We start from the raw sequence: 14600 nt of genomic DNA, 5'->3' as shown, positions 1-14600 counted from the left end.
TCGGCCGCGTCCCCCGGCGCCCGTCACCCACGCGGGGGATTCGCTGTGGCGTCGTCACCCGGGGCCCGGCACCCGAAGACCGCTCCGCGGCGGGACGACCAGGCGTCGCCGGCCGCCTAGCGTCGCTGCCATGACCGAATCCCCACCTGGCGGGGCCATGACGATCGAGGTGCGCGGGCTGCGCAAGCGGTACCGCTCGACGGTGGCTCTCGACGACCTGTCGTTCACCGTCGAGCCCGGCATGGTGACCGGGTTCATCGGGCCGAACGGCGCCGGCAAGTCCACCACGATGCGGATCATCCTCGGGCTTGACACGGCCGACGGGGGCACCGCACTGATCGGCGGCCGGCCGTACCGGGCGCTGGCCCGCCCGCTGTGCACGGTTGGCGCGCTGCTGGATGCCTCCGCCGTGCACCCGGGCCGCAGCGCCCGCAACCATCTGCTCTGGCTCGCCCAGTCCAACGGGATCCCGCGCCGCCGCGTCGACGAGGTCCTCGACCTCGCCGGGCTCGCGACGGTCGCAAAGCGGACAGTGGGTGGATTCTCACTCGGCATGCGGCAGCGGCTCGGCATCGCCGCCGCGCTGCTCGGGGGCCCCGCGGTGGTCATCTTCGACGAACCGATCAACGGCCTCGACATCGAGGGCATTCAGTGGATCCGCGGCCTGCTGCGGTCCCTGGCCGACGACGGTCGAGTGGTCCTGGTCTCCAGCCACCTGATGAGCGAGTTGGAGGGCAGCGCCGATCACCTGCTGGTCATCGGCCGCGGCCGGCTCCTGGCCGACACGAGCGTCCGGGAGCTGGTCGCCGCCGCGTCCGGGGACCGGGTCGCCGTCCGTACCGGCATGCGCACCGAGGCGGTCACGTCGCTCGCCAACGCGGGCGCGCTGGCCACCATCACCGACGGGGAGACGGTGACCGTCTCCGGCCTGCCCGTCGAGCGCGTCGTCGAGCTGCTTACCCGCCACAAGGTGACGTTCACCGGCGTGTCCGCGCACCGGGCCTCGCTGGAAGAGGCGTACATGGAGCTGACTCGCGACGCGGTGGAGTTCGGCGTCGCCGGGGGCGAGGGGTGGGCTGCCCGATGACCGCGACCGCGCACCGGACCGCCGCCCCTCGGCTGGACACCGGCCGCCCCGGCTTCGGTCGGCTCCTGCTGTCGGAATGGACGAAGTTGCGCTCGGTCCGCCGCTGGACGATCGCCCTGCTGGCCGCGCCCGTGTTGACCATCCTCGTCGGCCTCCTGTCCGCCGCGAGCAGCCAAGCCGGCAACCCCGACTCGACCGTCAGCGGCCCGGACGGCACCTGGGTGCAGGACCGGTTCCATTTCGTCCACCGCCCGCTCACCGGCGACGGCAGCGTGACGACCCGGGTCGCCTCGACGACGCTTGAGTTGAGCGTGCCGCAGCAGGATGACGGCGACGGACGGGCGCAGGACGTCGAACGCACCGTTTGGTCCAAGGCCGGGCTGATGGTCAAGGACGGCCTACGGCCCGGCTCGCGATATGCCGCGGTGATGGTCACCCCCGGGCACGGCGTCCGGCTGCAGTCGAACTTCACGACCGACATCGCCGGCCCAGCTGTCGGCGCACCGACCTGGCTCAGGCTCACTCGCGCCGACTCGACGATCAGCGCCTTCCAGTCATCGGACGGAGTCTCCTGGACACCCGTCGGAACAGTCACCGTTCCGGGCCTGCCGCAGACTGTCGAAGTCGGGCCCTTTGTCGCCTCGCCGGCCGGGATCCTGATGGGGGAGCGGCAGTTCGGCACCGTCCAGTCCGAGCGGTACCCGACCACGACCCGAGCTGTATTCGAGCGGCCCACGCTGGAGCCGGCCAGAGCCACGGGCGCCGCGTCCGGCGAGCCGCAGGACGGCTGGTGGGACGACGAGGTCAACGACGAAGCTGGTCACTCGGGCCCGCCACTGCCCGCTGGCGCGCGGCCGGACAAAACGCCGCAGGCCGGGCCGCCCGCCGCCGAATGGGCGGGGGACCGGCTCACGCTGGTCGGTGTCGGCGACATCGCGCCGCGAACGAGGTCGGAGGACGTCATCAAGCTGGGCCTCACTGGCGCGTATGCCGGACTGATGGCGCTCGTCGCGGTGGCGGTCCTGTTCGTCACCACCGAGTACCGGCGCGGCATGCTCCGCACGACGTTCACGGCAAGCCCCAGACGTGGGCGGGTCCTGGTGGCCAAGGCGATGGTCGTCGGCGCGGTCACGTTTGTCATCGGATTGGTGGCGAGTGTCGCCGCGCTGCTCATCACCCTGCCGATCACACGCGACAACGGCTTCGTGCCCCCCGTCTACCCGGACTGGTCACTGGCCGACCCCACGGTCCTGCGGGCGATCGTCGGCACCGCCGCCGCGCTGGCCGCGATCGCGGTGTTCAGCCTGGCCCTCGGCACGGTGCTGCGTCGCGCCGCGGGCGCGGTCACCATCGTCATCGTGCTCATCCTCCTACCGCAACTCCTCGCCAGCGCTCTGCCGGTGACGACCGGGCAGTGGCTGATGCGGCTCACCCCGGCTGCCGGGTTCTCGGTCCAGCAGACGGTCCCGCACTACGAACAGGTGCCGCGGATCTGCATACCCGAGGACGGCTGCGTCTACGACCATCCGTGGGCCGGGATCGCGGTCGTGTGCGTGTACGCGCTGGTGACGATGGTCGTGGCGCTCTGGCTACTGCGCCGGAGGGACGCGTGAGCACCGTGCACGCGATCCGCGCCGAGTGGACGAAGCTACGGACGGTGGTGAGCACTCCGTGGCTGCTGTTCGCCGCCGTCGCCGTCACCGCCGGCATCAGCGCGACGGTCACGAACGCGGCCAGCAACCGCACCTGCCCAGTAACGTCGGCCTGCCTCGGTGACCTGCCGAAGCTCAGCCTTACCGGTGCCCAGTACGGGCAGGCCCTCGTGGTCGTGCTCGGCGTCCTCGTGATGAGCGAGGAGTACGGCACGCGCTCGATCGGCGTGAGCCTGACAGCGGTGCCGGGCCGGTGGCGGCTGTACCTGAGCAAGGCAGTTGTGCTCACCGGAGTGGTGGTCGTCGTCGGTTCCCTCGGCGTCCTCGGCTCGCTGCTCCTCGCCCGACGGATCCTGCCCGGCACCGCGTTCAGCGCCGCCAACGGCGACCTCGGTCTCTCGCTCGGACACGAACCGACGCTGCGGGCAACGTACGGCACCGTGCTCTACCTCGCCCTCGTGGCGCTGTTGAGTTACGGCGTCGCCGCGGTGCTGCGCGACAGCGCCGGGTCGATCGCCGCGATGCTCCTCCTGCTGTACCTCGGTCCGATCCTGACCTCATTCGTGTCGGATCCCAGGTGGCTGCAGCGGATCGAGCGGGTGTCGCCGATGTCCGCCGGGCTGAAGATCCAGGCGACGACGGCGCTGGACGAGCTGACGATCGGACCGTGGCAGGGGCTGGGTGTCCTCGCCCTGTGGGCGGCGGGTGCACTGCTGGCGGGGCTGCTCTCGTTGCAGCTGCGCGACGCGTGACTCGCGGCCTCGGGATCTGGTCGCACCGACGCCTTGACCGGTGGCGGCACCAGCGCGCTGGCCGTCACGGTTCAGCGGGTGAGGGTCGCGAGGAAGTCGTCGACGAGTCGGGTCTGCGTCGCGGCAGGCAGCCGCTCGGGGTCGAACAGCGCCTGCACCACCAGGCCGTGGGTGAACGCCAGCACGGTCGTCGCGAGCCGGCCCGGGTCACCGTCGGGAAGCTCGCCCAGCCGTTGCGCCTCCTCGATGGCGGTGCGCAGGCCTGCCCGGATGCGTTCGTAGCGGAGGGTCTGGGCGGCGAACAGGTCGGGGTCGGACAGGGCGACGTCCCAGGAGCCGACCCAGATCCGGTTCATCGCCGCCGCGTCGGGCGTCAGCGGGAGGATGTTGAGCATCTGCGTGCGCAGGGCGGCCAGCCCGGGCGCGGGGGCGGCCTGCCGGGGGCGCTGCGCGGTGCGTACCTCGAGGATGTCGAGGGCGTGGGCGATCAGTTCGCGCTTGCCCGCGAAGTAGTGGGTGACGAGTCCGGTCGAGGAGCCGAGGGCCGCCGCGACGGCGCGCATGGTGAGGCCGCCGAAGCCGTGCTCGGCCAGGACCTGCCAGACCGCCTCGGAGACGTCCTGGCGGCGGGAGTCGTGGTCGGTTCGCGCGGGGGGCATGTCTGTTAGCGTACATGCCAAACGTTTGTTATGTACGGAGGTCCGTGATGTTCGCGCTGCCCCTCACCCCCTCGGCCGTGCTGCGCCCGCTCGAGCCGTGGCACGCCGAAGAGTTCCTCTATCACCTGGACCGGGCGCGCGAGCACATCGCGCCGTGGGTCTCCCCCGCGTTCGTCGCCCGCGACATCGGCGAGGCCCGCGCGGTCCTGCGGCGGTACGCGGACAAGCGGGCTCAGGACAGCGGCGGCATCTGGGGCATCTGGCTGGACGGCCGCCTGGTCGGCGGCGTCATGTTCGTCTCCTTCGACACCGCGCAGGGCGTCTGCGAGGCGGGCTGCTGGCTGGAGCCCGGCGCAGAGGGCCAAGGCCTGATCACCCGCGCCGCGGAGCAGATCATCGACTGGGCGGTCGAGGAACGCGGCATCGCTCGCGTCGAGTGGCGCACCAAGTCACGCAACGCGCGCAGCATCGCGGTGGCGCGGCGGCTGGGCATGAGCCGCGACGGCACGCTACGTCAGGTCTACCCGGACGGCGAGGGCGGCCGGACCGATCTCGAGATCTGGTCGGTGCTGGCCGACGAGTGGCGGGCCCGCCGCGCCGGCCGGCCAGGCCCTGCCACCAGCCAGGGCATCATGTCCGCTGAGGTGAAGGCCGAACTCGACGGCCTGATGGCCACCTTCCTGGGCGCCTTCGCCAATCTGGGCGGCGCCAGACCGAACGTCGAGGCGATCGACGAGGTGTTCATCCCCGAAGGGATGATCATCAGCAGCGCCGGCACCACCCCGGTGATCTACGACCTGCGCCGGTTCGTCGAACCGCGCGAGAAGATCCTCACCGACGGGACGCTGACCGAGTTCCAGGAGTGGGAGACCTCGGAGACCACCGAGATCTTCGGCTCGATCGCCCACCGGTTCAGCGAGTACCGCAAGTCGGGCTACCTCAACGGCGAGTGGTTCGAGGGCCGGGGCATGAAGACGACCCAGTTCGTCAGGACCCCGTCGGGCTGGAAGATGAGCTCGCTGGCCTGGGACGACGAGCCGGCCCCCGGGCCGGCCACGGCAGGCGCCTGAAGATTGCTGTTGGGCGAAGCGCTGACGCCCGACACCCGTGGGCCCGGCCAGGTCCTGTTGGTCCTGACCGGGCCCCTCCCGTCAGCGGTGCGCGCCGCGGGCGTTCAGCACGATGGCGGTGGTGATCAGCCCGGCGCCGATGAGCCCGGTCGAGCTCAGTCGATCGCCGAGGAACAGGATGGCCAGGAGGGTGGCCACGAGTGGTTCCAGCAGCGCGATCAGCGCTGCCGTACCGGCCGGGGTGGTGCGCAGGCCCCGGAAGTACAGGGCGTACGCGATCGCGGTGGGTACGGCGCCCAGCAGGAGCAGCAATCCCACTGATTTCGGGGTGGGGACGAAGGCCATGCCGGATGTCACTGTGGACGCGGCGGCGAGCACGGTACCGCCGATCGCGAAGCTCACGCCGGTGGCGGTGAGGTCGTCGAGGCCGGCGACGGGCCGGGCGCCGATGAATGTCATGGCGGCGAAGCCGGCTGCCGACAGCAACGCGAGCCCGCCCCCGGTGAGCGCCCCCGTGGTGGTGATGCCGCCGGCCGGCGTGCCGACCAGCAGGGCCAGACCACCCACGGCCAGCGCCACCGCGGCGAGCACCGACGCGCCGACCCGCCGCCGGCCTGCGACCCGTTCCGCGGACACGACCAGGGCTGGTGCGGCGCCGATGGTGAGCAGGGTGGCGAGACTGACGTTGGTCAGTGACACCGCGGCGAAGAAGCAGGCCTGGAAAACCGCGGCGAGCAGCCCGTTCACGGCCATCCGGGTCCAGGCGTGCCCACCGCGTGGCAGCGGTTGCCGGGTCACGCAGAGCCAGCTGATGACGAGGACGCCGGCGACGGCGAGCCGGTAGGCCGCCACCGCCAGCGGTGACAGCCCCGTTTCGTGGGCGAGGAGGCTGCCGGTGGGGCCACCGGTGCCCCACAGCACGCCGGCGAGAACAAGCGACCACAGGCCGGCGGCGCGGCGTCGGACGGCAGCCACCGGCTGTTCGAAGACAAGCATGAAAAGTCGCTCCTGCGACGAGAGGAATGAGGGTCGCGGAAGCGGGGCGTACCGAACTCAGCGCTGCACGGACCGCGCGGCCAGCCGGCACCGGCTGGACACGATGAGCAGAAGCGCCCCGCTCAGGAGCGCGGCGGGGCGATGATGTCGAAGGTCCGGCCCATGGCCCGATCGTATGCACCACCACCGGACGCCACGAGCCCGTTTTCGGCTGTGCGGGACAACACACCGCCAGGTCATCACACGCCCGACCGGTACGCCGTCTACATGGTCAGACCTGTAGAGAGGAACCGAAACCATGAGAGTTCTGCTCGCCGGCGCCTCGGGCGCCGTTGGTACACCGCTGACCCGCCAGCTCATCGCCGCCGGCCACGAGGTGGTCGGCATCAGCCGCAGCCAGACCAACGCCGAGCGGCTGCGCAACGCCGGCGCCGAGGCCGTGGTGGCCGACGTGATGAACCGCGAGAACCTGCTCGCCGCCGTACGGGACGTGCGGGCCGACGCGGTCATCCACGAGTTGACCGCGTTGGGCACCACGAAGATGCGGGACGCGCTGCAGGGCACGAACGCCCTGCGTACCACCGGAACCACCAACCTCCTCGCGGCGGCCCGGGCGGTCGGCGCCCACCGCTTCGTCACCCAGTCGATCATGCTCGGGTACGGATACCGCGACCACGGCCCGCAGGTGATCACCGAGGACGCCCCGTTCGGCGAGCCCGTGAGCGGCATGCTCGGCAGCGCCGTCGCGGCGATGCGCTCGGCCGAGGAGCAGACCTTCTCGGCCGACGAGATGGAGGGCGTCGCGCTGCGCTACGGCTTCTTCTACGGCCAGGACAGCATGACCAGGATGATGGTCAACCTGGTGCGCAAGCGCCGGTTGCCGGTGCCCTCGTCCGCCGGCTTCGCCAACTTCATCTACCTCGAGGACGCCGCCGCGGCGACCGTGGCCGCCCTGGAGAAGGGACGCGCCGGGCAGGCGTACAACATCGTCGACGACGAGCCGGTGCGCTGGGGGGACTACCTGGACACCATGGCGGCCGCGTTCGGGGCGCGCCGGCCGTGGCGGGTCCCGAGCTGGATGCTGCGGCCCATCCCGTACGCCCACGCGATGATGACCACCTCGATGCGCGTCTCCAACGCCAAGGCCAAGCGCGAGCTGGGCTGGACTCCGGCGGTGCCGACCTACCGCGAGGGCATCCCGCTGATCGCGAGAGCGACCCGCTGAGCGTCCGCCGCCAGAGGGTGTTCAGGGCTCCGGTCGTCGCCCTGGACAAGAGGTTCGGGATCGGTGAGGATCAGCCGTCATGGCCCCCACGACGGCTGACCCCACCGAGCGCGGCGAACTGCCCGACGAGATCCTCGCCGTGGCGGGGCGGCTGGCCGACCTGATCGGCGGGCTGCCCCGCGCCGATGTCCCCATCCCCGGTGCGGACTGGACCGTCGCCGAAGCGGCGGCCCACCTGGCGATGGCAAACGAGCTCATGGCGACGATCGCCGCCGGCCGACCGGCGACGCACGGCGACGGGACGAAGGCCGGGCTGGCCGCCGCGAACGCCCGGTCGCTGAGCGAGGACACCGAACGCGAACCGGCCGTGCTCGCGCAGCGGATCGCCGGGCAGGCCGCCGCGTTCGTCGAGGCGGCTCGGGTCCGGCCCGCCGCCGAGATCGTCGACACGCCCATGGGTCCGATGCCGCTGGGCGTGTTCGGCTGCTACCTGCTGGCGCACATGTTGAGCCACGGCACCGCGATCGCCGCCGCCCTCCGGCAGCCGCCGATCGTCCGGCCGCGGCACGTCGAGCTGATCCTGCCGTTCATCCACACCACGATGCCCCGCCTCGTCGACCAGGCCGCCGTGCGAGGCCTGAGCGCGTGCTACGAGCTGCGACTGCGCGGCGTCTCCCGGTTCTGGGTGCGGTTCACCGACGGGGTCGCCGCGGTCGGCGACACCGCGCCGGGGCGGGTGGACTGCACCATCTCGGTCGACCCGGTGTCCTTCTTCCTGTTGAGCGCGGGCCTGAGTGGCCAGTGGCTGTTGATCGCGCGCGGGAGGCTGCGGGCGTGGGGTCGCAGGCCGTGGCTGGCCTTCCGGTTCCTCGGTTTCTTCGCCATCCCCTGACGGCCTGACCCTCGTCGGTGAGCTGACAACTCATGTCCGAAGTGGCTGGACGCCATGATAATACTGAGTATTATACCCGGTATACTGACGCTGGGTGGTGGACCATGAGCATTCGACATGCGTTGCTGGCTCTACTGACCGAGGGATCGAAGTACGGCCTGCAACTACGGCAGGAGTTCGAGGCCCGCACGGGTGAGGTCTGGCCGCTCAACGTCGGGCAGGTCTACACAACGCTGCAGCGCCTCGAACGCGAAGGGCACGTCGAGTCCGACGAGGCCGGGCGCGACGGCGCGCAGCGGCGGTTCCGGATCACCGCCGACGGCCAGCGCGAACTGGACCGGTGGTTGCGCACCCCGCCCGACGCCACGCCCCCACCCCGCGACGAACTCATCATCAAGGTGCAGGTGGCGGTGCGCCTTCCCGGCGTCGACGTACGGGAGATCCTGCAGGTCCACCGACGGCGCCTGGTCGAGGAGATGCAGCGGTACACCCACCTCAAGGCCGCCGCGGACCCGGACGACATCGCGCTCGGCCTCGTCGTCGACGCGGAACTGTTCCGGCTCGAATCGGTGGTGCGCTGGCTCGACGCGGCCGACGCCCGGCTGCGCCGCCTACCGGCCACGCCCACCGACGCGCCGAGCGGCCGGACCGAGCCGGCCGGCCCCGCCGGCACGAAAGCGGCGGGGTCCGCGCCGGCACGCGAGGAGGCCCGTCGATGAGCGCCGTGCTGAGCATGCGCGAGGTGTCCAAGGTGTACGGCACCGGCAACGCCGCCGTGCACGCGCTGCGTCACGTGGACCTCACCGTGAACGGTGGCGAGCTGGTGGCGATCATGGGGCCGAGCGGCTCCGGCAAGAGCACCCTGCTGACCATCGCCGGCAGCCTGGAGGAGCCGACCGACGGCGCGGTGCTGGTCTGCGGAGACGACGTGTCGAGCATGTCCGCCGACGCGCGGGCCCGGATGCGCCGCCGCGCCATCGGCTTCGTCTTCCAGGATTTGAACCTGCTCGCCGGGCTGTCCGCCGTGGAGAACGTGGCCCTGCCGCTCGAACTCGACGGCCTGGGCGCGCGGGCCGCCCGCGCCGCCGGCCTGCGCGTACTGGAGGAGTTGGGGCTGGCCGAGCGGGCCGCGCACTTCCCCGACGACCTGTCCGGCGGCGAACGCCAGCGGGTCGCGATCGCCCGCGCGGTGGTCGGCGACCGGCGGCTGCTGCTCGCGGACGAGCCGACCGGCGCGCTGGACTCGGCCAACGGCGAGGCGGTCATGCGGATGCTCCGCGCGGCCTGCAAGCGCGGGATCGCCGGGGTGCTGGTGACCCACGACGCGCAGCTCGCGTCCTGGGCCGACCGGGTGGTGTTCCTGCGCGACGGCCGGGTCGTCGACCAGACCGCGCCGTCGGTCGGCCCGGACACTTTGCTCGCCGGGGACGTGGCCCCGTGACCGCGACCGCCACCCCGCCGACCACCGGCCGGCCGGCGCCCCGCCGCGCTCCCGGCGGCGGTCTACCGGCCCGCCGGGCCGTGATCCGCTGGGCGGTACGGCTGTTCCGCCGCGAATGGCGCCAGCAGGTGCTGACCCTGGCGCTGCTCACGGTCGCCGTCACCGGGGCCACCTTCGCCGTCTCGGCGACCTACAACATGGCCTCCTCGAGCGACGCGACGTTCGGCCGCGCCGACCACCTCCTGCGCCTCGACGGCAGCGACCCGGCCATCCTCGACTCCCGGCTGGCCGCCGCCCGGCAGTGGTTCGGCACGATCGACACGATCGGTCACCGCTACCTGGAGGTGCCGGGCCTGTTCGACCCGGTCGACGTCCGGGCGCAGGACCCCGACGGCGCGTACGGGGCGCCGATGCTGGCGGTGCGGCAGGGGCGGTACCCGGCCGGTGCCGGCGAGGTCGCGGTCACCGACGCGGTGGCGCGTACGCTGCGCACCGGGCTCGGCCGGCGGGTCACCGTCGACGGCCACGACCGCCTCGTGGTCGGGATGGTGGAGAACCCCGAGGACCTGACCGACGAGTTCGCCCTCGTCGACCCGGCACACGCCGACCCGCCGAAGAGCGTCACCGTCCTCGTCGCCGGGGACCGGGCCTCCCTGGAGGCGTTCCGCGCGACCATCGACGGTCCCCTCGTACGCGAATCCCGGCCCGGCACGACCCGTACCGTGATCGCCGCCACCACCCTGGCGCTTTCCACCGTCGGTCTGCTGCTGGTGTCGCTGGTCGCCGCGGCCGGGTTCATCGTGGTGGCGCAGCGCCGGCTACGGCAGCTCGGCATGCTCGCCGCGATGGGCGCCACCCGACGACACCTGCGACTGGTGTTGCTGGCCAACGGCACCGCCGTCGGCGCGGTCGCCGCGGTGCTCGGCACCACCGTCGGCGTCGCCGCCTGGCTGCTCGTCGCCGAGCGCGTGGAGACGGCCGCTGGGCACCGCATCGACCGGTTCGACCTGCCCTGGCCGACGCTCGGCGCGGGGATGGTGCTGGCCGTGGCGACCGCGACCGCCGCCGCGTGGTGGCCGGCGCGGGCGATCGCGCGTACCCCGATCATGAGCGCACTGTCGGCGCGGCCGCCACGGCCCCGACCGGCCCGGCGCACCGCGGCGGTCGCCGTGATCCTGCTCGCCGCCGGCGTCACCTGCCTGCTGCTCTCCGGCGGAAAGAAGCCGGTACTGATCTCCGCCGGCACCATCGCCACCGCCGTCGGGGTGCTCTTCGTCGGGCCCACGGCGATCCGGTTGTTGGCCGCGGCGCGCGGCGGGATGCCGGTGGCCGTCCGGCTGGCGCTGACCGACCTGGTCCGCTACCAGGCCCGGGCCGGTGCGGCGCTCGCCGCGATCAGTCTCGCCCTGGGGATCTCGGTGGCGGTGGTGGCCGGGTCCGCCGCCGCCGATCACCAGGCCAAGCAGGCCGCCGGCCAGGGCAACCTGGCCGAGGGCCAACTCCTGGTCCGCATCGGCCGACCCACCCCGGTGATCCCGGTACGCACCCCGGAGCAGCTCGCCAGTTTGCAGGCCCAGATGGAGGCCATGGCCGGAAACCTCGGCAGGACCACCGTGACCCCGCTCGACATGGCGGTGGTCGCCTCCTACACCGAGCCGGGCCAGCCCGGAGGCCAACCCGGCCACCCCGCCGTCGAGATCGGCCCGCCGGTCGCCGACCGCCAGCAGATGACGACCTACCCCCTCTATGTCGCCACCCCGGAGCTGCTCCGGCTCTACCGCCTGGACAGCGCGGCGGTCGCGGCCGACACCGAGGTGCTCACCGCCCGCACCGGCGCACTCGAACTGGTGAACATCCCCGAACGCCGCGTCTACCCGAAGACCCAGGCGCTCCCCGACACCCGGTACACCTCGATGCCGAACTCGATGGTCACCGCAGGCATGATGGCCCGCCACGGCTGGCAGCCCACGCGGGTCGGCTGGCTCATCGAGGCGGGCCACCCGCTCAGCGAGCAGGAACTGTCGACCGCGCGGAACCTCGCCACGAGCGCCGGCTTCACCATCGAGTACCGCCACGAGCGGGCCTCCCTCGGCTCACTGCGGACCGGGGCGGTCGCCGCCGGCGCGCTGCTCGCCCTCGGCATCCTGGCCATGACCGTCGGCCTCATCCGCGGCGAGGCAGCCGGGGACCTGCGCACCCTGGCCGCCACCGGCGCGCCTCGGCGGGTCCGGCGCACCCTGACCGCCACGACGGCCGGGGCGCTCGCGTTCCTCGGCGCCATTCTCGGGCTGGCCGGCGCGTACGTCGGGTTGGTGAGCGTGCTGCACCACGACCTCGGCGCGCTCAGCGACGTGCCGGTCGCGCACCTGGCGGCGACGGTCGTCGGACTGCCGGCGCTCGCCGCGATCGCCGGATGGCTGCTCGCCGGCCGCGAACCGCGGTCCCTGGGCCACCGCAGGCTGGACTAGTCACTCGAATCGATATTAGAAATGTTTAAGAATTCGATTAGCGGAGCCTTACGTAGACATCATTTCCGGCACCCGATGTGCCCGTCTGACCGCGCAGAGAATTGATTTCACCGGCTCGTTGATTTCCTCGGGCCGCACTCACTAATGTTGGCCAGCGTCCGTTCCGAATGCCGGTCTCCACCTGGAGGGCCCGGGATGTGGAAGGAGCTGCACCCGTTGCCACCCGTGCGCACCCGGCCCACCGGATCGCGTCTGCTCGCCGGAATCCTCGCCGTCGCGGCGGCCGCCATGGTGGTCGTCGGGCCGGCCGCGCCTGCCCACGCCGCCCCGTCGGCCGCCGAGGTGCAGCAGCAGATCGAAACGGCGTTTGAAAAGCTCGAACCCGTCATCGAGCAGTACAACAAGGTACGCACGGACCTGACCGCGAACCAGCGGAGATCGGCCGAACTGAGCCGGCAAATCGAGCCACTCGGCAAGTCGGTGGAGGTCAGCCGGACGCGGGTCCAGGAGATCGTGTCGGGGTACTACAAGCGGGAGAAGTCCCTTTCCACATTCAACGCCCTGCTGTCTCCCGGCGCGCCGCCGACCGAAGTGGGGGACCAGCTCGCGCTCGTGAATCAGGTGGCACATTCGGAGCAGCGGCAGATCACCCAACTGTCGACCCAGCAGGCGAGCTACGACGCCGACAAGGAGAAGGTCGACGCGCTGATCGCGGTACAGCAGCGCCAGCAGGCCCAGCTGGCGGCCCGCAAGAAGACCATCGACGCCGAGATCAAGCGGCTGGACGCGCTGCGCAAGAAGATCGCCGCAGCGGACGCGGCCAAGGCGGCCGCGGAGGCCGCGGCCGCCAGAGCCGCAGCCGCCGCGCAGTCGGCCGCCACGTCGACCAGCACCTCGCCGATCACGTCGACCAGCTCGCTGTTCATCGGCGGGCAGTGTCCCGCCGTCGCCATCACCGGCAGCGGCGGCGTCGCGGCGAAGACGGCGTGCAAGCAGATCGGCAAGCCGTACGTGTGGGCGGCCAACGGCCCGGACTCCTTCGACTGCTCCGGCCTGACCCAGTACGCCTGGGCCGCCGCCGGGGTGCAGCTGGACCACTACACAGGTGCTCAGTGGACGTCGGGTGTGGCGGTGAGCAAAGCCAACCTCCGTACGGGTGACCTGGTCTTCTTCTACTCCGACCACCACCACATGGGCATCTACGTCGGCAACGGGCTGATCGTCCACGCCCCGCACACCGGGGACGTGGTCCGGATGGCGCAGCTGGCGAACATGCCGTACAGCGGTGCCCGCCGCCCCGGCTGACAGAGGTGGTGGCTCAGGTAGGCCTACGGCATGCCGGGAAGCCGGACCGTGACGAGAAGACCGCCAGCGGGGCTGGGGACGAGGTCGAGGGTCCCGTGGTGGGCGCGGACGATGCTGTGCACGATGGCCAGGCCGAGGCCGACGCCGGCGTGTTCGTCGGTGCGTACGCGTTCGGTTCCGCGCTGGAACGGTTCGATGAGGGTCGGTATCAGTTCCGAGGGGAGCCGGTGACCCGTGTTCTCGACTTGCAGCACGGTGGTGTCGCCGTGTGCCGCGGTGTGGACCGTCACGGTGCCGTCGGCGGGGAGGTTGTGGACGATGGCGTTCTGGACGAGGTTTGTCACCATCCGCGACAGGAGTTCGGCGGAGCCGCTGGTCGGGGCCGCTCCGCTGGTGACGTCGAGGGTGATCCGGCGCTGCTCGGCGAGGGGAAGCAATGTCTCGGCGGCTTCTTCGGCGATGAGGGAGAGGTCGACGCTCTCGCGGGTGAAGTTTCCGCGGTCGCCGCGGCTGAGCAGCAGAAGGGCCTCGGTGAGGTCGATCGCCCGCGTATTGGCGACGTGCAGGCGTTCGATGAGTTCGTCCCGGTCCCGCGTCGGGTCCTTGCGGGCGACGTCGAGCAGCGTCCGGGAAATCGCCAGCGGGGTGCGCAGTTCGTGGGAGGCGTTCGCGGCGAATCTCTGCTGTTCGGCGACGTGGGACTCGAGCTTTTCGAGCATGGTGTCGAAGGCGTCGGCGAGTTCGCGGAATTCGTCGTGGCGGCCCGGCAGCCGGATCCGGTGGGAGAGCGACCCCGTCGTGGCCATGCGGGTGGCGTCGGTGATGCGAGTCAGGGGGGCGAGCATCCGGCCGGCGAGAAGCCACCCTCCCAGCAGACCGAATATCAACAGAAACACGAACACTTCGGCTGCCCGTGGGGCGAAAGCGCGTAGGAGGTCGTCGCGGCTGGGGCTTCCCAGAGGGGGAAGTTCGTGGCGGCGGATCAATGGCCGCACGGCGGGTGCCTCGGGTACGTATCGCAGGAGGAACACCCACACAGCCGCGAGGAGCAAC

The 14600-nt window shown here is 71.7% G+C and carries 12 protein-coding genes and 1 pseudogene; 10 read left to right on the top strand and 3 right to left on the bottom strand.

What is annotated here, in order from left to right; all coding sequences use genetic code 11:
* The first annotated feature begins 130 nt into the window (after nucleotides 1-130).
* From ACZ6S5_RS12925 to ACZ6S5_RS12915, 3 genes are read left to right on the top strand one after another with little or no spacing between them, the layout of a single operon-like run.
* Nucleotides 131-1087, top strand: a complete 957-nt coding sequence (locus ACZ6S5_RS12925) for an ABC transporter ATP-binding protein (protein ID WP_466000182.1) — start codon at nucleotides 131-133, stop codon at nucleotides 1085-1087.
* A complete protein-coding gene (locus tag ACZ6S5_RS12920; RefSeq protein ID WP_466000181.1) occupies nucleotides 1084-2700 on the top strand; it encodes a DUF1349 domain-containing protein in 1617 nt (538 codons plus the stop codon). Before ACZ6S5_RS12925 ends, ACZ6S5_RS12920 begins: the two co-directional genes overlap by 4 nt.
* Complete coding sequence (locus tag ACZ6S5_RS12915) at nucleotides 2697-3491, top strand: ABC transporter permease (protein ID WP_466000180.1); 795 nt, start codon at nucleotides 2697-2699, stop codon at nucleotides 3489-3491. Before ACZ6S5_RS12920 ends, ACZ6S5_RS12915 begins: the two co-directional genes overlap by 4 nt.
* 71 nt (nucleotides 3492-3562) lie before the next feature.
* Here ACZ6S5_RS12915 and ACZ6S5_RS12910 read toward each other — a convergent pair whose 3' ends face one another.
* Entirely contained in the window at nucleotides 3563-4150 is a 588-nt protein-coding gene (locus ACZ6S5_RS12910; protein WP_466000179.1) for a TetR/AcrR family transcriptional regulator, read from the bottom strand.
* 47 nt (nucleotides 4151-4197) lie between these two features.
* Here ACZ6S5_RS12910 and ACZ6S5_RS12905 point away from each other — a divergent pair.
* Nucleotides 4198-4746 (top strand): annotated as a pseudogene (locus tag ACZ6S5_RS12905) (GNAT family N-acetyltransferase); the annotation flags it as partial.
* Between the two features lie 555 nt (nucleotides 4747-5301).
* Here ACZ6S5_RS12905 and ACZ6S5_RS12900 read toward each other — a convergent pair.
* Entirely contained in the window at nucleotides 5302-6216 is a 915-nt protein-coding gene (locus ACZ6S5_RS12900; RefSeq protein WP_466000178.1) for a DMT family transporter, read from the bottom strand.
* A gap of 298 nt (nucleotides 6217-6514) precedes the next feature.
* On the opposite strand from ACZ6S5_RS12900, the gene ACZ6S5_RS12895 reads away from it, so the two are divergent.
* The 6 genes from ACZ6S5_RS12895 (at nucleotide 6515) to ACZ6S5_RS12870 (ending at nucleotide 13547) form a co-directional block, all read left to right on the top strand.
* Nucleotides 6515-7441, top strand: coding sequence for an NAD-dependent epimerase/dehydratase family protein (locus tag ACZ6S5_RS12895; RefSeq protein WP_466000177.1), 927 nt, complete (start codon nucleotides 6515-6517; stop codon nucleotides 7439-7441).
* Nucleotides 7442-7520: 79 nt separating this feature from the next.
* Complete coding sequence (locus tag ACZ6S5_RS12890; protein ID WP_466000176.1) at nucleotides 7521-8333, top strand: maleylpyruvate isomerase N-terminal domain-containing protein; 813 nt, start codon at nucleotides 7521-7523, stop codon at nucleotides 8331-8333.
* A 104-nt stretch (nucleotides 8334-8437) separates the two neighbouring features.
* A complete protein-coding gene (locus ACZ6S5_RS12885) occupies nucleotides 8438-9052 on the top strand; it encodes a PadR family transcriptional regulator (RefSeq protein WP_466000175.1) in 615 nt (204 codons plus the stop codon).
* Nucleotides 9049-9774 carry an ABC transporter ATP-binding protein gene (locus ACZ6S5_RS12880; protein ID WP_466000174.1) on the top strand — a complete coding sequence of 242 codons (726 nt, stop codon included), beginning with the start codon at nucleotides 9049-9051 and terminating at the stop codon, nucleotides 9772-9774. The genes ACZ6S5_RS12885 and ACZ6S5_RS12880 overlap by 4 nt, the downstream gene beginning before the upstream one ends.
* Nucleotides 9771-12242, top strand: a complete 2472-nt coding sequence (locus ACZ6S5_RS12875; RefSeq protein ID WP_466000173.1) for an FtsX-like permease family protein — start codon at nucleotides 9771-9773, stop codon at nucleotides 12240-12242. The genes ACZ6S5_RS12880 and ACZ6S5_RS12875 overlap by 4 nt, the downstream gene beginning before the upstream one ends.
* A gap of 195 nt (nucleotides 12243-12437) precedes the next feature.
* Nucleotides 12438-13547 (top strand): C40 family peptidase, encoded by a 1110-nt coding sequence (locus ACZ6S5_RS12870; RefSeq protein ID WP_466000172.1) that lies wholly within the window; start codon nucleotides 12438-12440, stop codon nucleotides 13545-13547.
* Nucleotides 13548-13570: 23 nt separating this feature from the next.
* Here ACZ6S5_RS12870 and ACZ6S5_RS12865 read toward each other — a convergent pair whose 3' ends face one another.
* Complete coding sequence (locus tag ACZ6S5_RS12865; RefSeq protein ID WP_466000171.1) at nucleotides 13571-14449, bottom strand: sensor histidine kinase; 879 nt, start codon at nucleotides 14447-14449, stop codon at nucleotides 13571-13573.
* Nucleotides 14450-14600: the final 151 nt, after the last annotated feature.

The organism is Micromonospora sp. NPDC051924 (assembly GCF_055586005.1).
The sequence above is the reverse complement of the archived record's forward strand: the minus strand, read 5'-3'. Positions and strand labels throughout refer to the sequence as shown.